This window comes from Photobacterium carnosum, assembly GCF_002849605.1.
GTDB classification, from domain to species: Bacteria; Pseudomonadota; Gammaproteobacteria; order Enterobacterales; family Vibrionaceae; genus Photobacterium; species Photobacterium carnosum.
On record NZ_NPIB01000003.1, the window covers coordinates 192,193 to 218,065 of the forward strand.

Here is a 25,873-nt window from a genome sequence, read left to right on the forward strand (position 1 = left end):
TTTATGGCTGCTATTTAGAGTTATAATTTATTTTGTACTGACTAAATATCAAAATTCATTATTTTCGTTTAGATTTTGTGATTATATGCAACTAATTCACATTTGACAGTAGGGGCATTTGTATTAATAAGAGTATAGTCAATAAAAATATACTCTTATTAATACAAAGGATTATATCTAATGGAAATCAGCTGGTTGACGCCTCAATCTCTTTCTCAAATCCAACGATTAACTCAATACTATGGCAGCGAAGAACAACTGAACGCCATCATTACTGCGCATAATGAATTTAAAGTTAGGTTGCCGTTGGTTGGTGCTTTCAGCGCTGGTAAATCGACATTGTTGAACGCTTTTTTAGGTGAAAAACTACTTGCTGTTCAAGTAAATCCTGAAACATGTTTAGCAACTGAAATTCATTATGGTGCAACTGAGACTATTCAATTAATGAATGAAGTCGGTGTTGTATGTCAACTTAACCGTGAACAGCTTAAAAACCAAGAATTTCCAATTAAAAATAATAAATTAACGCATTGGGTTGATATTGCTATTCCTCATTCTGAATTGCAAAAAGTACCTGAGTTAGTGTTAGTGGATATGCCAGGGTGGGAATCAGGTATTGCGCAACATGGTCAAGCAATTGATGGTTATGTAAACCGCAGTGGCGCATATTGCCTTGTCGTGAGTGCCGAAGAAGGTGATTTACGTGAAAGTCTTAAACGTTTACTTGCTGAGCTAAAGATTTACCAAATGCCTGTCGTGTTAATTATCACTAAATGTGACAAACGATTACCTGAAGACATTCCTGCCTTAAAAGAAAAAATCACACAATCAGTAACCGATGTTTTAGGTGAAGCACCAATTGATGTTATTACCATCGCAGCAAGGAAAAAGAACATTACAGGATTTGCACCAGCGATTGAGCGAGTGAATGGTAAAGCTGATGTCATTTATAAAAATAGCGTTGGTACTCAGTTTGTAAATTGGCTAAATAGTGCTGCTCAACAGATTAATGTGTTATTGAATCAAGATAACCTAACATTAGAACAGTCTCGTCAAGAGTGTGCCCAGATCCCTGAAGAATTAGCGGCACTGAAAGTACAACTCCAACAGTTAGCACAACAAATCGATGAAATAGTACCGATTTGTTCTGATGCGATAAATCGTAATATGCAGTCAGCATTGGCTTCCCAATTAGATAGTTTAACCCGTTCTGCACTTCGTGGTGGCGATATAGATGGCATTGTTGGTAGCGCGTTACGACAAGCCTTTCTATCAGGTGTTGAACAGGATTTTAAACCTCGAATTACACGTACGATTAAGGCTTTTCAAAATATAAATGATTTAGCACCTAGTGCGATCAATATTCAGTCTGATTTTCAAGCATCACCACAAGGTGAAAGCTATTCAGGTATCTTTAATCAAGGTGTCGCGTTAGCTATTGCAAAAGTATTGAGCTTAATTCCAGTATTAAAGCCATTTAGTCTGATTATTCATGGTTTAGCCTCGATATTTATGAGTAATACTGAGCAACAATATCGCCAAGAACAACAGCAAGAGGAAGCGAAGCAATATGTGCTAAATACGCTTATCCCTCAAATATTAAACCAAACACAAAGCACAGTGAGCAACAACTTGAATCAATTGGCTGATCAAATAAAGCAAGAGTTGAATCAGGAAACAGAACGTAACGCAGCAGAAAAGCAGCGTGCCCTAGAAACGCTTCAGCAAAATTTACAAAAAAATGAAGCTGAGTATCAAGCTCAGTGTCAGCAATATAATGAAGACTTAGTCATTGCCACTGATTTACTCGAGCAATGTAAAGGATAAAACATGTCCCCCTTAGATTTAAAAACAAATTTGTCGCATGACCAATTATTAGAACGTTATCAACTACTGTGCAAAGCGTGTTCGTCTGATAGCAGTATTGATGCGAATTTAAAGAGTGAACTTGCCGCGTTAGAACAATTAATTAAACATGATTTAGTTGAACTAACCCGTAAAGGTTGTCCAGATAACATCACTGATATTCTCAAAGCAATGGATAACGAATTAGTGCGTTTCCGTGAGTTTTGTGAATTTCCATCGTTAGCGACTAAATCTGTAGTTGGTATCGGTGGTGGTTTTAGTGCGGGTAAATCAAGTTTTATTAATAAGTTGATTGGGCATAAATGCTTAGTGGCTGAAGTTGATCCTACAACCTCTATGCCAGCTTATGTAATGAAAGGGCAAGACGAGACTATTCAAGCGATTAATACCAATAATTGTGCGATTACGTTAACCCAAGCTGAGTTTTCGAGTTTAACCCACGAAGAAAAGCTTATTTACGGTAGCCAAGTCGGGCGAATGTTAAAATCTGCTTTTATTACGTTACCTGATTTCCAGTGGCAGAACCTAGCAATTTTAGATACACCTGGGTATTCAAAGCCTGAAGATCAAAACTGGAATGAACGTACTGATGCTAACTTAGCGAAAGCACAGCTAAACAGTGCTAACTATATTGTTTGGGTGGTATCGGCTGAAGCGGGTGTGATCTCTGAAGATGATATTAAGTTTTTAGATTCACTTGATAAGAAGATACCTAAGTATGTATTAGTCTCTCGTGCTGATAAGCGTACTGAAGAAGATGTACCGAAAATTATTGAGCTGATTAAAACTACATTAGCTAATCGTGGCGTGAATGTAATTGATGTTGTGCCATTTTCTACTCGTAAACGTGCGAAATATTCATTAGAGCCTGTTATTGCACAAATGGATGCGTGGAATGAAACGCTAACCGTATTACAGTTTGCTCAAAATTTTAAGCGTCAGTTTTTAGCATATCAATCGTTTCTTGAAGAAGAACAACGCTTAGGTAATCGACGTTTACATAAATTAAATCGTATTCTAACGCTGGCTGATGACGATGAGCTAACGTCAGATGCTAACGACTTGATTGAGTTAGTAAAACAAGAACTACAACAATTAACACAGCTTAAAGATAATTTAGCATCGTTAAACCATGTGTTTTTTACTAAGTTGAAAAAAATTGGTGATCGTGCCGGTGTGCCATTACCCGAGCCAAATGCGCTTGAGTTAATGGACTTAAAGGAAATTGATTTATTAGGCATGTTGCGTCAAATTCGTGAAGAACAAGGCTTGGAAGAGCCGATCATAAATCCATTTGCTGATTTATTCTCACAGCCCATTAATCCTAAAGTTATTGCGCGTATTTTACGAAGAGAAACGCCACCTGATTATGGTTTTGATGCGTTAATGACTGGAGAATTATTTAATCAATTACCGCAGTTATTACGCCAAGCACAACCTGTTGATGACATTATAAAATTATTGGATGAAGTAAAATGAGTCAGCATAAATTATTACAACTCATTGATCAGGTAAAGCCTAATTTACAGCCATTAAATACTCACTATATGGCACAATTTTCTGTTGCTGAACGGCAAGATTACGCAACCATGTTAGCGGCAATCATTACAGGAGCCGGTACAGTAACAGAAGCACAAAGCCGTTTGTTTGGCATGCTGTTAACGTCAATGGAATTAGAAAATGAAGTGGCTTTCTATTATAATTTAGCTGCGGATTTTAGTAAAAAAAACGTTATATCAATAGTTGAAAATAAAAAAGAAGTAAAAAACTCTTTGTTTTTTGAATCGTTTTTACTATCTTATTTTTCTGAAGATGGCGTTAATAAGGAACTTATAAATAACCTTTATGGAATGTTATGTGTATCTGGAATAGTTAAAAAATATATTAAATGTATTTTTAGTGGGTACGTGAATATTACAAGTTCATTGGTGAGTCCTTATTATAATGAAGGTGATATATATACATTCGCAAAAAATAAAAAGAAAAAATATTTTCATGATAATAATGTTAAAATTATTTCCAAGTCTGATTTTTTGAAGAAATTTGATATAATAATTAAAAGTGAATATTTAAAAAATAAAAATATAACCAAATTACCTGTGGGTTATAACGTAATGGATGATGTTAAAGTACTATCAAGTACTATCAAGTGCTATTAATTTCCCAGTGAATAAAAAATATAAAAAAGACATTAATTTTAATTTTTTTATCGGTAATTTTAAAATTGAATGTTTATTTAATTTTAAGTTCCACTTAATAGATGAGTTAATCGCTTGGGAAGACGTATTTAATAAACTAAAGGTTATAATAAAATGAACAATCTAAACTTTTGGCTTGAAAGCTTTGACAAGCTACGTGTTGAACGTAATCCATTTAAAGCTCATATCATTGCTGAATCATTAAATGAACATGAGCAAAACCAATATGCGGTATTACAAGCTGCATTTGTATTAGCTAATGGGGCAATTAATCAAGATCAAGAACGCTTATATGGTTTCTGGTTAGCTGCAATCAATAACAATTTATCCTTATCGAATGTAATTACCCAAGCGCAAGCGGTTGATCTGGATGCATTGCGTGACGGAATTAATCTATTAGAAGAGAAGGGTTTAATTGAACATTTCTTAATAGATGTATTGGTGTTTACACGTTTATCAGGTGCTTTATCGGATAATCTAAAAACCATTTTAGGTGAATGGTGTCAGCTATTGTCACTGAGTGAAGCACAGTTAAATGATGTTATTGCATTAACCGATCATATTTTAGGTGTTGAAGAACCTCATGTGGTTTCAATGACTGAAACCGTTAGGACGTTATTGCTAAACGATGTATGGGCTGAGTTTTTCACAACTAAACTAACAAAATCACAGTTAGAAAGTAAAATCACACAAGGTATTTGGTTAATAGAATCAGATATTGAAATCGAATTAGCAGTTGAATTTGAAAATTCGATTATAAATTTTAGTAATAATGCAAAATTAGACATTAAAAATGCAAGCATTAATCTGAACAATACTGGGCTAGTCAAGCCAATATTTAATATCGAAGCATCGAATGTGAATTTTGATAATGTAATGGTATTAGGCGATTTTAATGCTGATGATAAAGTAACCGCATTTACGTTGTGTCACTGTAATGAATTTAATGTGGCTAATAGTTCCTTTGAGTTAAAAAATGCGCGGTGCTTTAAATTCAAGGATGAAGAATCTAAAGGATTATTTGAAGCCACAACATTCAAAAATTGTGGTAATGAATATTTGAATGGTGGTGTGGCAAGTTATAATCGAGGTGTTAAATTTAATTCTTGTGAATTTACAGAATGCATAGCTAACATAGGAGGGGCTATTTATGCCTTCTCTATGTTAGAAAATACATTAATTAAATGTAAGATTGATGATTGTTACTCATTTAATGAAAATAAAAAAGAATGTGGGTTGTACAGTGAGACGTTTTATAGTGGGGCAGTGAAATCTAGTGATATTGCCACAAAGATAGTTATATATAATATATGCGGTGATAACTTACTAAATAACACAAAATTTTCTGGTGATATTGAGTTTGAAAGTAACGAAGTATCATTTGGTTTTAGACATATATATTCAGCATTATTTGATACTGAGACGATTAAAAAAAGCGGTATTGATTCTGTCTGTAATTTCATGAAAAAAGTTTCAAATATAAGACGTTGGAGTAATGACTAATGTTTAATTCACTAAACCAATGGAATAACACATTCCCTCAAATTCAATCATTAGTTGAAATTGAAAAAGATTTGCAAGCTAAACAAGTGCGTTGGCAGCAACAAGAACAAAAGCTCAGCATTGGTATTATGGGGCAAGTAAAAGCGGGTAAAAGTAGCTTTTTAAATGCGCTATTGTTTGCAGGTAAGCCGATTTTACCGGAAGCGGCAACCCCTAAAACTGCGAACCTAACTAAAATCAGTTACGGTGATGCCTTTACACTGCGTGTTGATTATTACACTGAGCAAGAATGGCAAGAGATCCAACAAATCGCGCAAAGCGGTGCTGATACCATTGAAGCTAAAGTGTCACAAGAACTGATTGCCATGGCGAATAAGCTAGATGCTGATGAAATTCAACGCTGCTTATCTATTGGTTGTGAATCAGTTATTGCAGATGATCTTGATGGTTTGCAAGGTATTTTAAATCAATATACCGGTAGTGATGGCAGTCATACCCCATTAGTAAAAAGCACTGAAATTGAATTACCGATTGATGATTTAAAAGGTTTCGAGGTAGTTGATACTCCCGGAATGAACGATCCTGTTGCTAGTCGCACTCAGAAAACCCGTGAATATATGGCAAATTGTGACGTGGTATTTTTCTTATCACGCAGTAGCCAGTTTTTAGATAAATCAGACGATGAACTGTTGCGCGATCAACTCCCTAATAAAGGTGTGAAGCGGTTAGTGCTGGTGGGGGGGCAATTTGATTCGGCTATTTTAGATGATGGTTATGATCGTGATTCATTAGCAGAAACAGAGCAAAACCTAAAAACTCGTTTAACTCGCGTTGCAGTAACCAAAGCGAATGAACTCGCTGATCGTAAAATGGCAACAGATGATAACCAACATGCATTGTTAATTGAAAGTTTAGCCAATCCTGTTTTCGCGAGTACATTTGCTTATGGTTTTGCTCATTGGCCTCAAGATCAATGGACGAAAACGATGCAGCATGTTCATAATGAATTACTAGAGCTAGCTGATGATGAGTGGGATGAATATGAGTACACTCAACAAGATTGGCAACGATTAGCAAATTTTGAAGCCTTACAGCAAGCATTTGATCAAGCTAAACACGATCGTTCTGAACTGTTAGAACAGCAAAAGCGCAGTATTTTACCTGATAGCTATAAGCGTATGAATACTCAGTTATTAAGTTTGGCTGAATCCATTAAACAGCGTATTGAATTTTTACAGTCAAAAGATATTGCCGATATTGAAAAAGAGCAACAAGGCTGTGAAGTAAAACTTGCCTCTATTGCTGCGGTATTAAGCCTTACTTTATCGCAAGCAAGAAACAATGCTCAACAGCAAGCCTCTGAATTATTAAGCCAGTTAAAACAAGATCAAATTAGTTTTAGCCAATTATCGACACGCACTGGTACACGAACGGAAGAACGCAGCCGAGAGGTCAGTACATCTAAATGGTATAACCCGTTTAGTTGGGGTGATACCCGTACTGTTTATAGTACTTATACCGTTTCTTACGATTACCTTAATCCGCACGATGCGATAGAGCAAGTGAACCGCTATGGTGCGCAAAGCTCTCAGCAGATTGTGAGTGCTTTTGGTAAGTTGATTTCATCTGATGCGCTTAAATTAAGTTTGAAAAAAGCATTACTTAATGAGTTAGATACCAAGAGTGAAGATTTTGATCCTATTATGTTTAGGGCAATGCTTGAAAATGCACTGAGCCAATTGGAATTACCACGTTTTGATCTTCAGCTCGGGGATACCACCAGCTTAATCAGTGCAAACTTTTCTGGTGAAGTGACAAGTTCCGGTGATATGGACACGTTACGTTCACAATTAAACAAAGCTTTAGAGCAAGTATTAGCAAAAATACAAGCTGAATTTACCAAACAGTTTGATTTAGCGGTAAAACAACTTAAAGACATTGAGATTAGTTTGTCGCAATCATTGATGCAAAATATTAATCAGCAACTCGATGATATGAAGTTACAAATAGCTAACAAGCAACAGGAAATCTCACGTTTTGATAGTTTATTGTCAGAATTGGCAATGATGGAAAAAGACGTAACAGATAATCTTAAGCGTGTGAGTTAATTAAAGTAATCTATTGTTTATAATATAAAGATTAAAGCGATCTTGATGGTTAATGCGGTTCACCTTAAATGAATGGCATTAACTATCAAGGTCGCTTTTTTTATGGCTGCGATTTAGTAGATGTTATTGATAGAGGGGTCATCAGGTTGTACAAAAAAAAATGTTGTACAACTATGATTTGTTGGCTACATTTATTGTACATAATTTAACAATTGTACAACCTTTGTGTGGGGTTTGGAGGCAGTATGGGGATTCCTGTAGGTATAAGTGCTTGTGTACTAGGACAAAAAGTTCGTTTTGATGGCGGACATAAACGTAACCGTTTTGCCGATGAAGAACTCAGTGAATTTTTTGATTTTAAACCTGTTTGTCCTGAGGTCGGTATTGGGATGACCGTACCGCGACCAACGATTCGTTTACAAGATAACGGTGATCGTATTGCTTTAGTTGGATCTAAAGATCACGACCTTGATTATACCGATCAAATGATAGAATTTGCCGATAATCAAATACCCAGTTTTGAACATTTACGGGGTTATATTGTGTGCGCTAAATCGCCAACCTGTGGCATGGAGCGGGTTAAATTATATTTAGATAATGGAAATTCAGTACCCGGTGGTAGTGTTGGTATTTTTACTCAGCGATTAATAGCAAGAATGCCGTGGTTACCCATTGAAGAAGATGGTCGTTTACAAGATCCCGTATTACGTGAAAATTTTATTTTTCGTATCTATGCGCTTGATGATTTATACCGCTCTGTTGCCGATGGAGTGACTCGCGATAGTATTATTAAATTTCATTCCCGCTATAAATTGTGTCTTATGGCGCATGATCCACAATCTTATCGTATCTTAGGGCCTTTTGTTTCGGACATTCACAAGTGGGATGACTTAAATGCCTTCTTTATTGAATACCGACAGCTATTTATGGATGCATTAAAGCAAAGAGCAAGCCGTAAAAATAACACTAATGTATTAATGCATATTCAAGGCTATTTTAAACGAGATCTCGACAAGCCACAAAAAGCAGAATTACGTGATGTCATTATGCGTTATCGTGAGGGACTTTTGCCCTTAATTGCACCTTTAACCCTGATTAACCATCATTTAACGGTTCATCCGGATAGTTATTTAGCCGATCAAGCCTATTTAGAGCTTTATCCTGAAAGTTTGAAATTACGTTATGCATTATAAGTGACTCACTTTCGTTTATATTTTCAATGGTTAGTTTAAAGGCGTTTTATGGGTGATCTTACTGACACTACATTATTTGCCATCAGTGAGGTTTCTGAGATCACGGGGGTGAACTCGGTCACATTAAGAGCATGGCAGCGCCGCTATGGATTATTAGTGCCTCAGCGAACACCTAAAGGACACCGGTTATACACAGAAGCAGACATAGAGAAGATTCAATTAATTCTCGATTGGTTAGCAAAAGGGGTGTCGATTGGTAAAGTGAAACCGTTATTGATCTGCGGTGATACACAGACATTAGAGCCACAACAAACATTAGATATCGCGGTTGATATTATTGCTGCGATACAAGCGTTAAATGGCTTTAAGTTGGAAAGATTGATCAATGAAGCATTGAAAATATACCCGTATATGGTGATTCAACAACGTTTATTGCCTGAAGTAAATGCTGTTATTGATCATCCAGATAATCCCTTGATTGCTGTTCAAAAAAGTTTATGGTCGTCGGTTTTAATGCTGTGTTTTATTAGTGTTATTAGCAAGATTAATAACGAAAAAAAACGCACATGTTTGTTGATAAGTTTTGATAAAAATCAGAATCATAATATTTGGCAACAGGGACTTGAATGGTGCTATAAAGGTGACGGTGTCACTATTATGACGGGTTTATCTGGGCGGCTAACGGGTATGCCGGCTTACATACGTGAGCGTAGTATCGTTAATCTTATTATTGTCGGTGAATCCAAGTTAAGCCGACGGCAATTAACTGATATTGAAAGGGTACAACAAGAAACTGGGGTTACGTTACATTTTGTTGGCAGTATAAAAACAATTCACGGACAGTAATGGATCATGCTAAAGGGATATCATAATGAATATTGAGCCTCAATTATCAACGACAACAACCGTCGATCATGTATTGGTGTGGTTGCGTGCTGATTTACGTGTTAGTGATAATACGGCTTTAAATCGAGCAATAGCATCAGGTTTACCCGTTATTGCCGCTTATATTGCAACGCCAATGCAGTGGTATCAACATTATGTTTCAGGACGACAAATTGATTTAATTGAACGCCGATTACACGTTATTAAACAGCAACTTCATGATATCAGTATTCCATTATTAATTCTTGAAGGTGATGATTTTTCAGTAGCGACTGATATTATTATTAATGTGTGTCAGCAATATCAAATTAGTGCGGTGTATTGTAATCGCCAGCATGCTTGGAATGAAAAACAACGAGATCGTGCGGTAGAGCAGGCTTTACTGGCACAAGATAAGCAATGGCATTGCAGTGATGATTTTTGTGCCTTACCGCCTGGTAGTGTGGTTACGAAACAACAACAAATGTATAAGGTTTTTACACCATACCGAAATGCATGGTTAACGCAGTTTTTAATGCATAACTATCAGCCCGTTACTAATAGTGACACCGTAACTCCTAGTGCGCAATGTGCTGATCTTCTTGCGGGCAATATTGACGCTAGTTGTAATATTCAAACCTTTAATTATACCAAACAAGACAGTGTATTATGGCCTGTTGATGAAGGCGCTATTCAGCAACGATTACAGATGTTTTGCGAAACTAAAGCTGAGTATTATCAGCAGCAACGTGATTTTCCTGCCATTGATGGCACCAGTTGTTTATCGCCTTATTTAGCCATTGGGGCTTTGTCAGCCCGTCAGTGTTTATCCGCTTTACTGCAAACTTTACCGCAATGTGTTGAAATAAATAAAGATAATGGGGCTTTTGTCTGGTTAAGCGAAGTGGTGTGGCGTGAGTTTTACAATCACTTGCTTGATAGTGATGAACGTTTAAGTAAAAACCAATCTTTTCAGTTATATACAGATAATGTGCGATGGTTAGAAAATAGCGTTCATGTTCATGCTTGGCAACAAGGACAAACTGGGTTTCCGCTGGTGGATGCGGCAATGCGACAACTGGCAACAACCGGTTGGATGCATAATCGATTACGGATGATTACTGCGAGTTTTTTAACCAAGGATATGTTGTGTGATTGGCGCATTGGTGAACAATGGTTTATGCAGCAGTTGATTGATGGTGAATTAGCATCGAATAATGGCGGCTGGCAATGGGCTGCATCAACGGGAACTGATGCTCAACCGTATTTTCGAGTCTTTAATCCCACCACGCAAAGTGAACGTTTTGATCCCAACGGTGAGTTTATTCGCCAATGGTTACCTGAACTCAAATCAGTCCCTGACAAATATATCCATGCACCATCATTATGGTCTGGTTTTGGTAGTGTGAATTATCCATTACCCATTGTTGATCATAAACAAATGCGACTGTTAGCGATTGAGCGTTATAAGCAAGCTAAAACTGAGTATGACAACCAGCGTGAGGCATAAATAGAATAATAATAAGGATATTATTATGGTTACAACCAATAACACAGTAATTAATAGGTTTATTGAGGTTTATTGTCAGCTTAATAAAGACAATTTATTACTGCTCAATGATGTCTATCATTCAAATATTGTGTTTGACGATCCTGCCCATCACATCGCGGGCATTGACGCGCTACAGCATTATTTTACTGCGCTGTATAGTAACATTAATTATTGTAATTTTACTATAAATCAAGCAGTTGTTGATGGTGATCATGCGTTTTTACAATGGACAATGACTTTTTCTCATCCAAAGTTACAGCAAGGAAAACAACGTACTTTAGACGGCTGTACTCAGTTAACCATTAAGCAGCAACAGATCATTTATCATCGTGATTTTTTTGATTTAGGGGCGATGCTATATGAAGGGTTACCTGTTATTGGTTATGTGATTACGTCTATTAAAACGAGGTTAGGCCAATGAAACTGGTACTTATTACTGGTGCAAGCTCCGGCATTGGTCTGCAATTGGCAATGGATTATGCGAATGATGGTTGGCATGTTTATGCTTGTGGTCAAAATCAACCACGGCTTGAGCAGTTAGTCACTAATTGTGATGCTGCCACGACAGGAAAAATAACCCCGTTAGTCTTTGATGTTACCCATCTTGAACAGACTCAACAGGTATTATCACAGCTTGAAACTTTGCCTGAGTTGATCCTTTTAAACGCTGGCATCTGTGAATATATCGATGATGGTGTGATTGAGAGTGATGTGTTTAAGCGTGTATTTGAGGTGAATTTTTTTGGCATTATTCATTGTTTAGAAGCGATGCAATCTCGATTTACAGCTACAACACATTTGGTATTTATTAGTTCATCTGCCGCTTATACCGCTTTACCTCGTGCTGAAGCGTATGGTGCCTCTAAAGCTGCGCTATCTTACTTAGCAAATGGATTAGCGATTGATTTAAAAGACAAGGTTAAGACGGTTACTTTGGTTAATCCCGGATTTGTTGCAACACCGCTCACCAATAAAAATGACTTTCCAATGCCGATGATTGTTAGCGGTGAATACGCCTCACGTAAAATACGTCTAGGTGTGAGTAAGCAACAAGCAGAAATACATTTTCCGATAAAATTCACCTTATTACTGAAAGCGATTGCTTTATTTCCTGTTGCTTTACAGCGGATTATTATTCAACGGATGACAAGGAATGCGTCATGAAAATAGCAATTATAGGATCAGGGATTTCAGGATTGACCGCTGCGTGGTATTTACGTCATCAACATACAATTACACTGTTTGAAGCCAATGATTATGCTGGTGGGCATACAGCAACAGTAGATGTTGAGGTTGCGAGTGGTCGATATGCTATTGATACAGGGTTTATTGTCTTTAATGATCGTACATACCCCAATTTTGAGCAGTTATTGTCAGAACTTGATATTCAAGGTCAACCCAGTGAAATGAGTTTTAGTGTTCATAATGATAATAATGGCTTGGAATACAACGGTCATGGGTTGAGTTCACTGTTTGCTCAAAAAAAGAATCTCTTTAAGCCGCAGTTTTACCGCTTTTTATATGAAATCACCAAATTTAACCGTCTGGCAAAGCAAACCGCTTATGAAGATATAGAACAACAACAAACCTTAGGGGATTTTCTGCAACAACATGGTTTGAGTGATTATTTTACTGAGAATTATATTCTACCGATGGGGGCTGCAATTTGGTCATCATCATTAGCGGATATGCGCAATATACCATTAGGTTTTTTTCTGCGTTTTTTCTTAAACCATGGTTTGCTTGATATTGTTAATCGCCCACAGTGGTATGTGATCCCTGGTGGTTCTCGTGAATATGTAAAGCGTATGCTAGTAGAAATAGAACCATTTATCAGGCTCAATTCTTCCGTACAGCAGGTGAGCCGTATTAATGATCAAATTCATATCACCGTTAACGACAGTGTGGACGTTTTTGATCATGTTATTTTTGCATGTCATAGCGATCAAGCCTTAGCGCTACTAGCCGATAGTACCGTAAATGAACAACAGGTGTTATCAGCCATGGCGTACCAAGATAATGATGTTGTTTTGCACACGGATGCCCGTATTTTACCGAATGCTAAAGCTGCGTGGGCCTCATGGAATTATCATTTACCATTAACGGATAATGAGTCATGCCACCAGCTTCCTGCCTTAACGTATAACATGAATATTCTACAAGGCATTGATGCCCCTGAAACGTTTTGTGTCACCTTAAATCAAACGCATGCTATCGATCCCAGTAAGATATTACGCCAATTTACTTATGCCCATCCGGTGTTTAATCGCAACAGTATTAAAGCGCAACAACAACGGCATTTGATCAATGGTCTTGATAATACATGGTTTTGTGGCGCTTATTGGTATAACGGCTTTCATGAAGATGGAGTTAAAAGTGCGTTAGATGTTATTGATGTTGAGTGTGCACATGAACAAAACTGAACCCATTATTAATAGCGGAATTTATAGTGGTCATATTCGACATCGACGCTTTACCCCTGTGCTGCATCGTTTTCGTTATTCAATGTTTATGATGTATCTCGATGTTGATGAAATTGATTCCCTGAGTGACAGGGTAACGTGTTTTGGACGATCATGGTTTCATTTCGCTCGTTTTCGCCGTCAAGACTACATTGATGGTGCCGATGACATTCATTTAGCGGTTGAGGATAAAATTCATCAACTCACTGGCGAACGTATTCACGGTAAAGTTAGTATGTTGTGTCATCTACGCTATGGTGGATTGTATTTTAGCCCATTGAATATGTATTACGTTTTTGATCAGCAAGGTGTTTGGCAATATGTATTAGCTGAAGTGAGCAATACCCCTTGGAATCAACGCCATTATTATGCGATCCCCGCCAAGCAATATTGGCAACAAAAGCATTTTATTGATGACAAAGCGTTTCATGTCTCCCCGTTTAATCCTATGGATCAAGATTATGTATGGCAGCTTTCTTTACCTGATAGCATTGTAAGAGTTCACTTAGAAGTTGATTCAAAAAAAGATAGCTTTTGTCGGGGAGGTGAAAATGAAGATTATGGAAACAGCAATCATAATGCCGATATTTCAACAAAAGTCTTTGATGCCACATTAGTGATGAAAAAGCAGTCATTTACAAGCGCAACATTATTACGATACTTATTGGGCACGCCAATTATGATGGTTAAAGTGTTAGTGGGAATATATTGGCAAGCCTTTAAATTGTGGCGTAAAGGTGCTCCGATTTATGATCACCCTAATCATGACAATGAATAGTAAGGGATAAACTATGCTTAGAAGTGAATTAGAACCAACAACATCAACCGGTTTATTTAGCCATGATCGATCACGTCGATTGATTTTTACGATATTGCATCAATTATCAGATGTTGGATTAACCGTATCTGAGCAAGGTGGCGATACCCATTTCTTTGGTGATAAACAAACCAGTTTACAAGCAGCGATTACCGTTACTAATCTTGATTTTTATAAACGGTTATTAACCGATGGCAGTATTGGGGCCGGTGAGGCGTATATTGATGGCTGGTGGGATAGCCCAGACTTAACTAATGTAGTGCGCATTCTGGCGCGTAATATGACAACACTGGATAAAATTGAGGCAAAAGTTGGCTGGATTGCACGTCTTGTTAAACAACTTAATCATTTTTCACGTAGAAATAATCTTTTAAACGCGAAAGACAATATTTCAGCACATTATGATTTAGGCAATGATTTATATCGTCACTTTCTTGATGACAGAATGCTGTATTCTGCTGGGGTGTATTTATCGGCATCAGACACACTTGCTCAGGCTCAAATCAATAAAATGGCAAGATTGTGTGATCAATTGCAGCTAACCAAAGATGATCATCTATTAGAGATAGGCACGGGTTGGGGAGGAATGGCTATTTATGCGGCGCAGCATTATGGTTGCCATGTTACGACCACGACTATTTCTGAGCAACAATACCTATGGGCGCAAGAGAAGGTTAAGCAAGCTGGCCTTGAGGATAAGATCACCTTATTACTTGAAGATTATCGTGATTTAACCGGACAATATGACAAATTAGTGTCGATTGAAATGATTGAAGCGGTCGGTAAGCAATATCTCTCTACTTATATAAAAAAATGCCAATCATTATTAAAGCCTAACGGACTATTAGCGATTCAAGCGATAACCATTGCTGATCAACGCTATGAAAGCTATAGCAAAGATGTTGATTTCATTCAAAAACATATTTTCCCTGGTGGGTTTCTACCATCCATTAGTGTCTTACAATCACAATTAACATCGCACAGTGATTTTGTAACGCGTGATATTAAAGATATCGGTTTAGATTACGCAAAAACATTAGCCGATTGGCATGTTGCGTTTAATCGCAATAGTGAAGCATTAAATCAGTATGGTTATGACGAACGCTTTATGCGCATGTGGCGTTATTACTTCTGTTACTGCGAAGGCGGATTTTTAGAGCGCAGTATCAGTACCATTCAATTAGTTGCTAGTCGTCCTCAGTGGCGTAAATAATGAAATATATCGCGATAGGTCTTGGGTTTAACCTGTTTTGGTTGCTTGCTGTATGGGGGCAATACCAGTATGTAGGCATATTAATCGCACTCTTAATTGGTTGTTGGCTGTTTTACCATCGTAGTTGCCCGTTTGCGTTAATTGCTAGTGTTATTGGTATCTGCGGTGATTATGTCTTATCTCAGTTAGAAGTAATGCAATTTCCATTGCCTCAAGATCCTTTATTTGCACCTTTTAATGACTTTATACCGTTGTGGCTCATTTTATTATGGTTAGGGTTTACTTCAATGGTATGGGTAATGCGAGAACAAGTACAAAAGCTGCCATTATGGGGGGCGATGATGGGGGGTAGTCTTGGCGGTGCAATCAGTTATTGGACCGGATTAACGTTAGGTGCAGTAATATGGCCTTATGGAGAACTCATTACCTTTATCGGCATTGCTGTTGTCTGGAGTCTTTATAGTGGTTATTTACTGTGGTTATTACAGATGATGACCAAGAGAGAAATAGCATGAAAGCGTATTTAGCACTATTACTGCTTATTGTTACTTTAACGAGTTCATCCGCACAAGCCTCATCATGGTTTACATGGCCAACCGTGGGTGAGTCGACCTTAAAATGGGGCTGGTGGCAGATATATGTCGCCCAACTTAAAACACCTACGGGTAAATATGTTGCAAATGATCCAAATTTGGCACTGATTATTCGTTATTTGCGTGATATTGATAAAGAAGATCTTCTTATTGCAACCGACAAGCAATGGCAACACTTAGGTTTTTCATCATTACAGCGGCAACAATGGTTAAGCCAGTTAGCACAACAATGGCCGAGTGTTAAACCCGGCGATAGATTGGTGTTTGTGAAAAATGCCACTGAAGGACGTTTTTATCAAAAGGGTAAACCGTTAGGTAAACCACTGTCTGCGGCATTAAGTAACGCTTTTATTGGTATTTGGCTATCAACCGACACCGCATACCCTAAATTACGCTTACAGCTCATTGGTCAGTAGAACCTAGGTTATATACGCTAGTTATTGGCTATAACACGTTAAGAGGAACAGATTATGTCTTCTCATTCTATTTATCAGACACCACATATCACCTTACAATGGTTACTTGGGTGCGTATTGGCATTATTATTAAACGGTTGTACTGCTTCAATTGAAGATTATGAACAGACTGAACCTAAATTTGATTTGTTTCAGTTTTTTGAAGGGCATAGCCAAGCGTGGGGGATGGTACAAGATTATAAAGGTCGGCAAGTACGCCGATTCGATGTAAAACTTAACGGGGTTATTACGGGAAATCAACTGGTGCTTACTGAAGATTTTGTGTTTGATGATAAACAAACGCAACAGCGAATATGGACTATCACTAAACAAGAAGATGGACGTTATTTTGGTACGGCTGATGATGTTGTTGGTAAAGCGGTAGGTTATGAAAAAGGCAACGCATTGTATTGGCAATATGTATTGACCGTAGATATTGATGGATCGCCATACCATATTGATTTTGAAGATTGGATGTTCTATCAATATGATGGTCAATTATTTAATGTCGCAAAAATGAAAAAATGGGGTATTACTGTTGGGAGTGTGACGTTATTTTTTCAAAAGTAATCTTCGTATCTAATCCCTCGTTTATCTATACCATAAATAAACGAGGTGAATGTTGGTTATTAGACGTAATTAAATTATCCCCCTAGCCATGATGATTACTCTTTTTAATACTCCTTTAATTAATAATGGCATTTTGTCTGAATCTGACTCTCGCGTATATTTTACTATCGCTAAAGCAAGATCGGGCTTGGCATGTTTTTTTAAGGCTCGATAAATGATTTTACGAATGGGCATTTGGTCATTATCTGCAATGTTAGCTAGTTGACGAAATAAAGGCTCGTAACCTTTTTTAAAAAGGAAGTGTTCAATATCTTTTGCAGGGAGTACCGTTAAACGCTCGCGTTCATTATCATCATTCAACAATGATCTGACTTTATCTGCATATTTTCGGCCAGCAGGATCACCATCAGCGACTAGATGCCATTCAATCCCCAATAAGCGTGCGAGTTTAATCAGTGGTTTAATGCCACTTTGTGCAAATTCAATCACATGAATACCTTCAGCTGCAAGGTTATAGCCTGCGAGATGTGCCATTTCATTAAATAACCAGACTTCCGTTTCTCCTTCAACTAAGAGCCATACTCGCGCATAAAAAGCACTCGGGCGATGCATTCGAACATGAAACGTGATTTTACGAATATCATCTTTGTTTAATTCACCGTTATTTATGCCATGCACAACTGTTTTTTGTGGCGTACGTTGCAGACGTTTAATTGCCGTCAGTGGAACAACACTTAATAATTCAGGGCTATTGGTGGTTAACACTTTTTGCATTGGCATATTTTGTATAAACGCCCATGCTTGATGAAGCATGATTGGATGTAAACGACCTTCAGGATCTTCTAAAATCATTATTGGGCGTGAAATACGTTTAAGATCAACAGGACCACGGGCACGAATATAAGTGTTAAGTAATCCCATTAAAATCAACTTTGCTTGCTTAGTCATTTTAGGTTGGACAAGCTGATCAAACGGATTGAGGCATTGATCGTCATATTGGTTTTGTAAAGGGTAATAAGCATGAGGCTGTGCTTTCGTGCGAGTGTGTGGCGTAAAAGCAAAGTAATGATCAACCAATGAACGTAATATATTAATACTACTTTTTATTTCAGCAGCGCTAACATGTCCAGGTTGAGTCATTAAACGGCGACAAGTATTATCCAGACGGCGTTGAATACGGCTTGATTCTGAAATTTTAGCTGGTGGCACTACTGACGAATTATGCTGTGTCGTTGTCTTGGTTTTATCATATTCTAATTGACGAGCATCTCGAATTCTTACTATTGGATGTAAGACCATTAACTGGCGTAAAAATTTATCAGTATCAGGATGTTCAATAATATGACCATCGGCATGTAAAAAATGGCGCTGAGTGATTATTTTATCATTTTCGATATGACTATTAATTTCAGTATAAAGATGTTTTAAATTATCTTGTTCTATCCAGAAAGGATCAAAGGCACGATAACGTCGAGCGCGATATTCACCTTGATAATCTTCATGCCACCGTAATACTATTTGTAGTGAAGACGCCCGCTCGTGGCCAATAGCATGATCAATATGGAAGTCCGAAAATTTCATTTCGTAAAATTCCGAACTAGGGCAAAGCATTAAACTTAGTGCATCAAGTAATGATGATTTTCCCCATGCATTTTCTCCAATAAGAACAGTTAATTCATCAAATGACAGTGATAGACGTTTGATACCTCGAAACCCTGCGATCTCAATTCGATCTAAATGCATGAATTTTCCTCATTATTTCTTTACAACATAGCGTAGAGACTATGAGAAAGGGATCGTTTCGCTCACATTATTGATACAATGTTTAAATTAAAAAAGTTACTATACCGAACATGAATATTTAACGAAAACAATTATAAAGGATGATCCCATGGCTAAAATTATTCATTCTATGATTCGTGTTATTGATCTTGACGCATCATTGAAATTTTATAAACAAGCATTAAATTTAGAGATTGCGGAGCGACTTGATTTTGATGGTTTTAGTTTAGTGTATTTACGTAATGACGAAAATGACATGGAACTTGAATTAACATGGAATAAAGGAACGACAGAACCTTATACGCATGGTACAGGTTATGGACATATTGCGATTGCTGTTGATGATCTTGAAGCTGAATATCAAAAGTTAGTAGCACTTCAATATAACCCAGCAGAGATTAAAGAGTTTTTCCGTGAAGGGGTACTCTTGGCTAAATTTTTCTTTGTTCAAGATCCTGATGGTTATAAAATTGAATTTTTACAACGCCATGGTCGTTATCAATAATATCTAATAGCATGATATTTACTGAGTGGGGGAGCGTTAACGTGTTAATGAGATCTTCACTCAGTAATTGTATTGAAAAAAGAGTATATTTTAGTAGAGATCTCATTTTTATGTCGTTTTATGTAATCTTGTTTCTTATTTAATGGCGATCTTTATTTTTGTAATGCAGTGAGCGTTATAAATCAGTCGTTAGTTGATCCCGATGGTTCTGGAGGAACTGAAATTTTTATGACTGTTAATCACGCAGCAACAATCACTTTTGCTCATATTAATGATACACACTCTAATTTTGAGCCTTCTGCGATTTCTTTATCACTCTCACCTGATGTCTTAAATACTGAAACATCGGTTTATGCTAGTTGTGGTGGTTTTTCACGTATTTGTTCTGCGGTTACGGATGTAAAGCATGACGCTTTACTTAATAAACGTGAATTTATGTTTGTGCATGCGGGAGATTGTTTTCAAGGAACATTGTATTTTTCGCTTTATAAAGGTATCGCTAATGCGGTATTACTGAATGCTATTGGTATTGAAGCTATGGCATTGGGTAATCATGAACTTGATATAGGTAATGATGTTGTTGCTGATTTTCTTGATCATACAACATTTCCATTATTAGCGGGTAATTGGGATTTATCGCAAGAAGATCAAACTAAGCGTAATCCATTGCGTAATAAAACGAATATTTATGCTTATGATAACGAAAACCAATCCGCTAAATATTTGATTAAAAATGTTCACGGTGAACCTGTCGCTATTTTCGGTTTAGCGATTGAAAATATGGCAGGCATCGCAAGCCCTGATCCTGATACGTCGTTTCATAATGTTGTTACTGTTGCTAAAAATACAATTGCGCTTCTTAAAACGAAAGGTATTAATAAAGTCGTTGTTTTAAGCCATTTAGGTTATCACCGAGACTTATTATTAGCACAAGAAGTGAATGGTATCGGGGCTATTATTGGTGGTCATTCTCATACCATGCAAGGCGATTTTACGAATATTGGTTATGGCAAAACTGATACTTATGCATTGATGGTTAATAATACCTGTGTGGTACAAGCCGGCTGTAATGCACTGGCTCTTGGTCAGCTAACAATTGCATTTAATGCTGATGGCAGCGTAGAAAGTGCTACTGGGTGTAATCAACTTTTACTTGGCCGTAAATTTACGATTGATGCTGGGCGAACTCAACACCTTGACTATGATAATCACAATAAAGTTCGTGATTATTTGCAGAATCAGCCCAATATTCGGTTTGTGATGAAAGACCCACACATAGAAGATATTCTTAATCAACACTACCGCCCAGCAGTGCGAGCATTACAAACTGATAAAATAGCGCGTATTAATGAGCCGTTGCGTCATATTCGAGTGCCCGATGCAAAAGGATCAAGTGATATAGCGCCATGGGTTGTAAAAAGCTTTGTTTGGCAAGCGAGAGAATTAGGTCATCATATTGATTTTGGTATACATAATGCTGGTGGCGTAAGATGTTCATTTAATCCTGGTGAGATAACGCCAGCAGATATTGCTGGACGATTATTGCCATTCGCTATTGGTATTATGATGTATAGCGTAAAAGGATTGCGTGTTCGTCAAGCACTTGAAGGTGCAATTAATAATGCTATAAATAATGATATTGAAGGTACGGGGGATGGTAGTTTTCCTTATGTTGCCGATTTACGTTATGTGTATCGTTGTGGCGCTCCAAACGGTCAGCGGATTGAAAAATTAGAATATTACCGTAATGGACAATGGTTAGCTATAAACGATGATGATGTTTACACTTCAGTATCATCAGGTTATACCGCCACAGGGAAAGAAGGCTATGCACCGTTACTTGATTATGTGAAAGAACCTCAGGCATTAAACGTCACGATGGCTGATGCTTTTGAGGCATTTGCAAAACAGCATGGTGAGTTTAATAAGCCAAGTGAAAACCTCACCGTCTTTATTCCATGTGATAGCCATAAAAACTGATCAATTAGGATTAGATTATCTAATCCTAATTGCTAAATAATGTCATTATTCAGGATGGTCACCGTTACGTTATTATACAGAAAATCTTATTAGTAACGGCTTAATCCGAAGAGGCAGTATGGCACAGGCATTTGATTTTGATTCGATTCCAACATCAGTAATGAATGATCAAAAAACGTACGCATTGACGTTAAAAGGCCTGCTAGTTCATGCCCGTGATATTTTATTTAGTCGTTCTGCTTCAAAACTAGCAGTATGTAATATCTCTGATTTACCGTTACATATTCAAAAAGATATCGGTCTTTATCGCTAATATAATTAAGATATAAGTCTACCGATAAGAGGAAAAAACCAGCCAATGTGCTGGTTTTTTTGTACCTGTAATAACGGCATCCAGTATGATTGAAATTATGATCTGATAACAACGGCTATTTATCTTAGTGATGTCTTACCTATCTTGTTTATAAAGCAATTTCCCATAACAAGAAAAGCATATAGTATTAATCTTGTTGGTATTAAAGAAACTTATCAATGTATTGTTATGATATCGTAACAAAAAATTCGCAATAACGAGTGTATAAATAAAAAATGGAGTAATGATGGGATTATTTTCTTGGCTTTTTGGTAAAAAAAACGCGACTGAAACAGTAACAATTGAACCGATTGAATATAAAGGATATTTGATTTATCCCGAGCCGCAAGCAGAAGGTGGGCAGTTTCGTATTGCAGGGCGTATTTGTAAAGAAATTGATGGAATGATGCAGACTCATCATTTTATTCGTTCTGATATTTTACCCTCTCGTGCTGATGCTGAAACATTTATGCTAAAAAAAGCACAAATGTTTATTGATCAGACGGGTGAACGAATGTTCAAATAAATACTCATATACAACATATTTCATTGCAATCGTGCCGTTTGCTGGGTATCTTATTTTTAGCACTAAAAATAGGTAGCAAAGTGTTGTTTCTTTGTTAATGAAAGATGATTTTTAATATATTTCAATTAATACTGATGAAAATATTAACTGAGTCACTTTTTGATTTAGTTAATATAACTAACATTTTGTAATACATGTTTTTTAACCTCTTTATCACGGATGAAAAGGTGCTTATATTTCAATATAAAATGACATGAATGTTATTTATGAATGAAATTTGTGTAATTTTTTGGGTTTAACTGTAAAAGGCTTGCTATTGCTTTTAAGGTTAGATACAAAATATTTATCTATAGCCAATGTTCAGGGAATAATAATGCAGATTGGTGTACCAAAAGAGGTTTTCGCGAATGAAACGCGAGTTGCTGCCACACCGAAAACGGTTGAGCAGTTATTAAAAATGGGGTTCAGCGTTGTTGTTGAACATGGAGCGGGTACATTAGCAAGTTTTGATGATGCCGCTTTTGAAGCCGCTGGTGCAGAATTAGCGACGACTGAAGCAGTATGGCAAGCGGATCTTATTTTAAAAGTGAATGCTCCGCAGGTAAATCCTGCAACGGGTGTTGACGAGTTTGAACTGATCAAAGATGGCGCAAGTTTAGTGAGCTTTATTTGGCCAGCACAAAATTCTGAGCTATTAGAAAAATTAGCCACAAAAAATATTAATGTGATGGCGATGGATTCAGTGCCACGTATTTCACGTGCGCAAGCCTTAGACGCATTAAGCTCAATGGCGAATATTGCTGGTTATCGTGCTGTTATTGAAGCCGCCCATGAATTTGGTCGCTTCTTTACAGGGCAAATTACCGCAGCAGGTAAAGTGCCACCGGCTAAAGTGTTAGTGGCGGGTGCAGGTGTTGCTGGTCTTGCTGCTATCGGTGCTGCGGGTAGTCTAGGTGCTATTGTTCGCTCGTTTGATGTTCGCCCTGAGGTGAAAGAACAAGTTGAATCGATGGGTGCTGAATTCCTTGAAGTAGATTTTAAAGAAGATACGTCAACGGGTGATGGTTACGCCAAAGAAATGTCGAATGAATTCAACCAAGCGGCTGAGCGTTTATATGCTGAGCAAGCAAAAGATGTTGATATCATTATTACTACTGCGTTAATTCCTGGTCGCCCTGCGCCTAAATTGATCACCAAAGAAATGGTTGATTCGATGAAGTCTGGCAGTGTGATTGTTGATCTAGCGGCTGCTAATGGCGGTAACTGCGCTTATACCGAAGCAAACAAAGTTATCACAACCGCGAATGGCGTTAAAATCATTGGTTATACCGATATGGTGGGGCGTTTACCGACACAAGCCTCGCAACTTTACGGTACTAACTTAGTTAATTTATTAAAACTGCTGTGCAAAGAAAAAGACGGCACGATTGATATTAACTTTGATGATGAAGTTTTACGTGGTTTAACGGTGATCAAAGCGGGTGAAATTACATGGCCGGCACCGCCTATTAAAGTGTCTGCTGTTAAGCAGCAACCCAAAACAGTAGAAAAGGTACAGCTTAAAAAAGCGGAGCCAATGTCACCGCTTAAGAAATACGGCATGATGGCTGCTGGTATTGCATTATTTGCATGGGTTGGTCATTACTCTCCGCCTGAGTTCCTCGCTCACTTTACTGTGTTTATATTGTCATGTGTTGTTGGTTATTACGTGGTATGGAATGTTAGCCATTCTTTACATACACCATTAATGTCAGTAACTAATGCGATTTCAGGCATCATCATTGTTGGTGCATTACTCCAAATAGGACAAGGCTCAGGAATCGTTTCCGTGTTGGCTTTTGTTGCTGTTCTCATTGCTAGTATCAATATTTTTGGTGGCTTTACTGTCACTAAACGGATGCTAGAAATGTTCCGTAAAGATAAATAAGGAGTAATACATGTCTGCAGGAATCGTACAAGCGGCATACATTGTTGCTGCCGTATTGTTTATCATGTCACTTGCTGGATTATCCAAGCAAGAAACCGCACGAAAAGGTAACTATTTCGGTATTGCGGGTATGGCGATTGCATTAGTAGCCACTATTTTTGGACCAGATTCGCAAGCGACAGTTTGGATCATTCTGGCAATGATTATTGGTGGTGCAATTGGTATTTTCTACGCTAAAAAAGTAGAAATGACTGAAATGCCTGAATTAGTTGCAATGCTACACAGTTTTGTGGGTATGGCAGCGGTACTGGTTGGTTTTAATACATTTTTACATCATCAGCCGCTAGAAGGCGCATTGTTAAACATTCACTTAGTGGAAGTTTTCCTTGGCGTATTCATCGGTGCAGTAACCTTTACGGGTTCATTGGTGGCTTTTGCTAAACTACGTGGCCTAGTGTCATCATCAGCATTAAAGCTTCCACATCGTCATAAGCTTAATCTTGTCGCATTGATTGTGTCAGCTGGATTGTTAGTGTGGTTTGTACAATCTGAAGGCTCTCTTGCTGCATTGATTTTAGTGACTTTGATTGCGTTTGCATTTGGTTATCACTTGGTTGCATCTATTGGTGGTGCAGATATGCCAGTGGTTGTATCAATGCTGAACTCATACTCAGGTTGGGCAGCGGCTGCGGCAGGCTTTATGTTAGCGAATGATCTATTGATTGTTACGGGCGCATTAGTGGGCTCTTCAGGTGCTATTCTGTCTTACATTATGTGTAAAGCAATGAACCGTTCTTTTGTCAGTGTTATTGCCGGAGGATTTGGTTCAGATGGTGCAGCGCCAGTATCTGATGAAGAGTATGGCGAATACCGTGAAACAACGGCAGAAGAAGTAGCTGAATTACTGAAAGATGCAAGATCAGTAATTATCACTCCAGGATACGGTATGGCAGTGGCACAAGCTCAATATCCTGTCCATGAGATCACGGATAAGTTACGTGCGCAAGGTATTGACGTTCGTTTTGGTATCCATCCTGTAGCTGGACGTTTACCGGGTCATATGAATGTATTACTTGCTGAAGCAAAAGTACCATACGATATTGTATTAGAGATGGATGAGATCAATGATGATTTCCCTAAAACTGATGTGGTATTAGTCATTGGTGCTAATGACACTGTAAACCCAGCCGCGATGGAAGATCCAAACAGTCCAATTGCTGGAATGCCTGTTCTTGAAGTGTGGAATGCAGCCAATGTGATTGTATTTAAACGTTCAATGAATACTGGTTATGCTGGAGTACAAAATCCATTGTTCTTTAAAGAGAATAGCCAAATGCTGTTTGGCGATGCAAAAGTAACTTGTTCTAAAATTTTAGAGCATCTTTAGTGGGTTTTACTGACTAGATG

General features: G+C 37.6%; 23 protein-coding genes. 22 read left to right on the forward strand and 1 reads right to left on the reverse strand.

Translation table 11 applies throughout. The annotated features are described in order from the left end of the window. Nucleotides 1-180 precede the first annotated feature (180 nt). The 16 genes from CIK00_RS04775 (at nt 181) to CIK00_RS04855 (ending at nt 17,394) form a co-directional block, all read left to right on the forward strand. Nucleotides 181-1,827 (forward strand): dynamin family protein, encoded by a 1,647-nt coding sequence (locus CIK00_RS04775; protein WP_101767774.1) that lies wholly within the window; start codon nt 181-183, stop codon nt 1,825-1,827. 3 nt (nt 1,828-1,830) lie between these two features. Continuing rightward, nucleotides 1,831-3,345 carry a dynamin family protein gene (locus CIK00_RS04780; protein WP_101767775.1) on the forward strand — a complete coding sequence of 505 codons (1,515 nt, stop codon included), beginning with the start codon at nt 1,831-1,833 and terminating at the stop codon, nt 3,343-3,345. After that, nucleotides 3,342-4,025 carry a hypothetical protein gene (locus CIK00_RS04785; protein WP_101767776.1) on the forward strand — a complete coding sequence of 228 codons (684 nt, stop codon included), beginning with the start codon at nt 3,342-3,344 and terminating at the stop codon, nt 4,023-4,025. Before CIK00_RS04780 ends, CIK00_RS04785 begins: the two co-directional genes overlap by 4 nt. Before the next feature lie 153 nt (nt 4,026-4,178). After that, nucleotides 4,179-5,567: a hypothetical protein gene (locus CIK00_RS04795; protein WP_101767778.1), complete on the forward strand. Its 1,389-nt coding sequence runs from the start codon at nt 4,179-4,181 to the stop codon at nt 5,565-5,567. Further along, on the forward strand, nt 5,567-7,675 hold the full coding sequence (locus CIK00_RS04800; RefSeq protein WP_101767779.1) for a dynamin family protein: 2,109 nt from the start codon (nt 5,567-5,569) through the stop codon (nt 7,673-7,675). The genes CIK00_RS04795 and CIK00_RS04800 overlap by 1 nt, the downstream gene beginning before the upstream one ends. Nucleotides 7,676-7,920: 245 nt before the next feature. Next, nucleotides 7,921-8,868, forward strand: a complete 948-nt coding sequence (locus CIK00_RS04805; RefSeq protein ID WP_045040033.1) for a YbgA family protein — start codon at nt 7,921-7,923, stop codon at nt 8,866-8,868. A 48-nt stretch (nt 8,869-8,916) separates the two neighbouring features. Next, nucleotides 8,917-9,714, forward strand: a complete 798-nt coding sequence (locus CIK00_RS04810; protein ID WP_101767780.1) for a MerR family transcriptional regulator — start codon at nt 8,917-8,919, stop codon at nt 9,712-9,714. 25 nt (nt 9,715-9,739) lie between these two features. Beyond that, nucleotides 9,740-11,242, forward strand: coding sequence for a deoxyribodipyrimidine photo-lyase (phrB, locus tag CIK00_RS04815; protein WP_101767781.1), 1,503 nt, complete (start codon nt 9,740-9,742; stop codon nt 11,240-11,242). 25 nt (nt 11,243-11,267) lie between these two features. Then, nucleotides 11,268-11,705: a nuclear transport factor 2 family protein gene (locus tag CIK00_RS04820; RefSeq protein ID WP_045036940.1), complete on the forward strand. Its 438-nt coding sequence runs from the start codon at nt 11,268-11,270 to the stop codon at nt 11,703-11,705. After that, complete coding sequence (locus CIK00_RS04825) at nt 11,702-12,448, forward strand: SDR family NAD(P)-dependent oxidoreductase (protein WP_101767782.1); 747 nt, start codon at nt 11,702-11,704, stop codon at nt 12,446-12,448. Before CIK00_RS04820 ends, CIK00_RS04825 begins: the two co-directional genes overlap by 4 nt. Further along, nucleotides 12,445-13,707, forward strand: a complete 1,263-nt coding sequence (locus tag CIK00_RS04830; RefSeq protein ID WP_101767783.1) for an NAD(P)/FAD-dependent oxidoreductase — start codon at nt 12,445-12,447, stop codon at nt 13,705-13,707. The genes CIK00_RS04825 and CIK00_RS04830 overlap by 4 nt, the downstream gene beginning before the upstream one ends. Further along, nucleotides 13,694-14,524: a DUF1365 domain-containing protein gene (locus CIK00_RS04835; protein ID WP_101767842.1), complete on the forward strand. Its 831-nt coding sequence runs from the start codon at nt 13,694-13,696 to the stop codon at nt 14,522-14,524. The genes CIK00_RS04830 and CIK00_RS04835 overlap by 14 nt, the downstream gene beginning before the upstream one ends. A gap of 13 nt (nt 14,525-14,537) precedes the next feature. Next, nucleotides 14,538-15,776: an SAM-dependent methyltransferase gene (locus CIK00_RS04840; RefSeq protein WP_101767784.1), complete on the forward strand. Its 1,239-nt coding sequence runs from the start codon at nt 14,538-14,540 to the stop codon at nt 15,774-15,776. Continuing rightward, the gene (locus tag CIK00_RS04845) at nt 15,776-16,291 is read left to right on the forward strand and encodes a DUF2878 family protein (RefSeq protein WP_101767785.1); all 516 of its coding nucleotides are present in this window, start codon (nt 15,776-15,778) and stop codon (nt 16,289-16,291) included. The genes CIK00_RS04840 and CIK00_RS04845 overlap by 1 nt, the downstream gene beginning before the upstream one ends. Then, a complete protein-coding gene (locus CIK00_RS04850) occupies nt 16,288-16,785 on the forward strand; it encodes a chalcone isomerase family protein (RefSeq protein WP_101767786.1) in 498 nt (165 codons plus the stop codon). The genes CIK00_RS04845 and CIK00_RS04850 overlap by 4 nt, the downstream gene beginning before the upstream one ends. A gap of 54 nt (nt 16,786-16,839) precedes the next feature. Then, nucleotides 16,840-17,394, forward strand: coding sequence for a DUF3833 domain-containing protein (locus CIK00_RS04855; protein ID WP_101767787.1), 555 nt, complete (start codon nt 16,840-16,842; stop codon nt 17,392-17,394). Nucleotides 17,395-17,463: 69 nt separating this feature from the next. Here CIK00_RS04855 and CIK00_RS04860 read toward each other — a convergent pair whose 3' ends face one another. After that, nucleotides 17,464-19,137, reverse strand: a complete 1,674-nt coding sequence (locus tag CIK00_RS04860) for a DUF2813 domain-containing protein (RefSeq protein ID WP_101767788.1) — start codon at nt 19,135-19,137, stop codon at nt 17,464-17,466. Between the two features lie 148 nt (nt 19,138-19,285). Here CIK00_RS04860 and CIK00_RS04865 point away from each other — a divergent pair, with 148 nt between their 5' ends. From CIK00_RS04865 to pntB, 6 genes are all read left to right on the forward strand, one after another. Then, a complete protein-coding gene (locus CIK00_RS04865) occupies nt 19,286-19,681 on the forward strand; it encodes a VOC family protein (protein ID WP_101767789.1) in 396 nt (131 codons plus the stop codon). Nucleotides 19,682-19,909: 228 nt separating this feature from the next. After that, entirely contained in the window at nt 19,910-21,661 is a 1,752-nt protein-coding gene (locus CIK00_RS04870) for a bifunctional metallophosphatase/5'-nucleotidase (protein ID WP_101767790.1), read from the forward strand. 118 nt (nt 21,662-21,779) lie between these two features. Then, the gene (locus CIK00_RS04875) at nt 21,780-21,974 is read left to right on the forward strand and encodes a hypothetical protein (protein WP_101767791.1); all 195 of its coding nucleotides are present in this window, start codon (nt 21,780-21,782) and stop codon (nt 21,972-21,974) included. Nucleotides 21,975-22,260: 286 nt separating this feature from the next. Then, nucleotides 22,261-22,539: an HlyU family transcriptional regulator gene (locus CIK00_RS04880; protein ID WP_101767792.1), complete on the forward strand. Its 279-nt coding sequence runs from the start codon at nt 22,261-22,263 to the stop codon at nt 22,537-22,539. 373 nt (nt 22,540-22,912) lie between these two features. Further along, nucleotides 22,913-24,466, forward strand: coding sequence for a Re/Si-specific NAD(P)(+) transhydrogenase subunit alpha (locus CIK00_RS04885; protein WP_101767793.1), 1,554 nt, complete (start codon nt 22,913-22,915; stop codon nt 24,464-24,466). A gap of 10 nt (nt 24,467-24,476) precedes the next feature. Beyond that, a complete protein-coding gene (gene pntB, locus CIK00_RS04890; protein ID WP_101767794.1) occupies nt 24,477-25,853 on the forward strand; it encodes a Re/Si-specific NAD(P)(+) transhydrogenase subunit beta in 1,377 nt (458 codons plus the stop codon). The last annotated feature ends 20 nt before the right edge of the window (nt 25,854-25,873 follow it).

Coding starts and splice junctions, on each gene's coding strand:
- CIK00_RS04875 (WP_101767791.1), top strand. CDS start 21,780: ATGGCACAGGCATTTGATTTTGATTCGATTCCAACATCAGTAATGAAT.
- CIK00_RS04800 (WP_101767779.1), top strand. CDS start 5,567: ATGTTTAATTCACTAAACCAATGGAATAACACATTCCCTCAAATTCAA.
- CIK00_RS04810 (WP_101767780.1), top strand. CDS start 8,917: ATGGGTGATCTTACTGACACTACATTATTTGCCATCAGTGAGGTTTCT.
- CIK00_RS04795 (WP_101767778.1), top strand. CDS start 4,179: ATGAACAATCTAAACTTTTGGCTTGAAAGCTTTGACAAGCTACGTGTT.
- CIK00_RS04785 (WP_101767776.1), top strand. CDS start 3,342: ATGAGTCAGCATAAATTATTACAACTCATTGATCAGGTAAAGCCTAAT.
- CIK00_RS04805 (WP_045040033.1), top strand. CDS start 7,921: ATGGGGATTCCTGTAGGTATAAGTGCTTGTGTACTAGGACAAAAAGTT.
- CIK00_RS04825 (WP_101767782.1), top strand. CDS start 11,702: ATGAAACTGGTACTTATTACTGGTGCAAGCTCCGGCATTGGTCTGCAA.
- CIK00_RS04830 (WP_101767783.1), top strand. CDS start 12,445: ATGAAAATAGCAATTATAGGATCAGGGATTTCAGGATTGACCGCTGCG.
- CIK00_RS04865 (WP_101767789.1), top strand. CDS start 19,286: ATGGCTAAAATTATTCATTCTATGATTCGTGTTATTGATCTTGACGCA.
- CIK00_RS04775 (WP_101767774.1), top strand. CDS start 181: ATGGAAATCAGCTGGTTGACGCCTCAATCTCTTTCTCAAATCCAACGA.
- CIK00_RS04845 (WP_101767785.1), top strand. CDS start 15,776: ATGAAATATATCGCGATAGGTCTTGGGTTTAACCTGTTTTGGTTGCTT.
- CIK00_RS04885 (WP_101767793.1), top strand. CDS start 22,913: ATGCAGATTGGTGTACCAAAAGAGGTTTTCGCGAATGAAACGCGAGTT.
- CIK00_RS04860 (WP_101767788.1), bottom strand. CDS start 19,137: ATGCATTTAGATCGAATTGAGATCGCAGGGTTTCGAGGTATCAAACGT.
- CIK00_RS04870 (WP_101767790.1), top strand. CDS start 19,910: ATGACTGTTAATCACGCAGCAACAATCACTTTTGCTCATATTAATGAT.
- CIK00_RS04855 (WP_101767787.1), top strand. CDS start 16,840: ATGTCTTCTCATTCTATTTATCAGACACCACATATCACCTTACAATGG.
- pntB (WP_101767794.1), top strand. CDS start 24,477: ATGTCTGCAGGAATCGTACAAGCGGCATACATTGTTGCTGCCGTATTG.
- CIK00_RS04840 (WP_101767784.1), top strand. CDS start 14,538: ATGCTTAGAAGTGAATTAGAACCAACAACATCAACCGGTTTATTTAGC.
- CIK00_RS04880 (WP_101767792.1), top strand. CDS start 22,261: ATGGGATTATTTTCTTGGCTTTTTGGTAAAAAAAACGCGACTGAAACA.
- CIK00_RS04850 (WP_101767786.1), top strand. CDS start 16,288: ATGAAAGCGTATTTAGCACTATTACTGCTTATTGTTACTTTAACGAGT.
- CIK00_RS04835 (WP_101767842.1), top strand. CDS start 13,694: ATGAACAAAACTGAACCCATTATTAATAGCGGAATTTATAGTGGTCAT.
- CIK00_RS04820 (WP_045036940.1), top strand. CDS start 11,268: ATGGTTACAACCAATAACACAGTAATTAATAGGTTTATTGAGGTTTAT.
- phrB (WP_101767781.1), top strand. CDS start 9,740: ATGAATATTGAGCCTCAATTATCAACGACAACAACCGTCGATCATGTA.
- CIK00_RS04780 (WP_101767775.1), top strand. CDS start 1,831: ATGTCCCCCTTAGATTTAAAAACAAATTTGTCGCATGACCAATTATTA.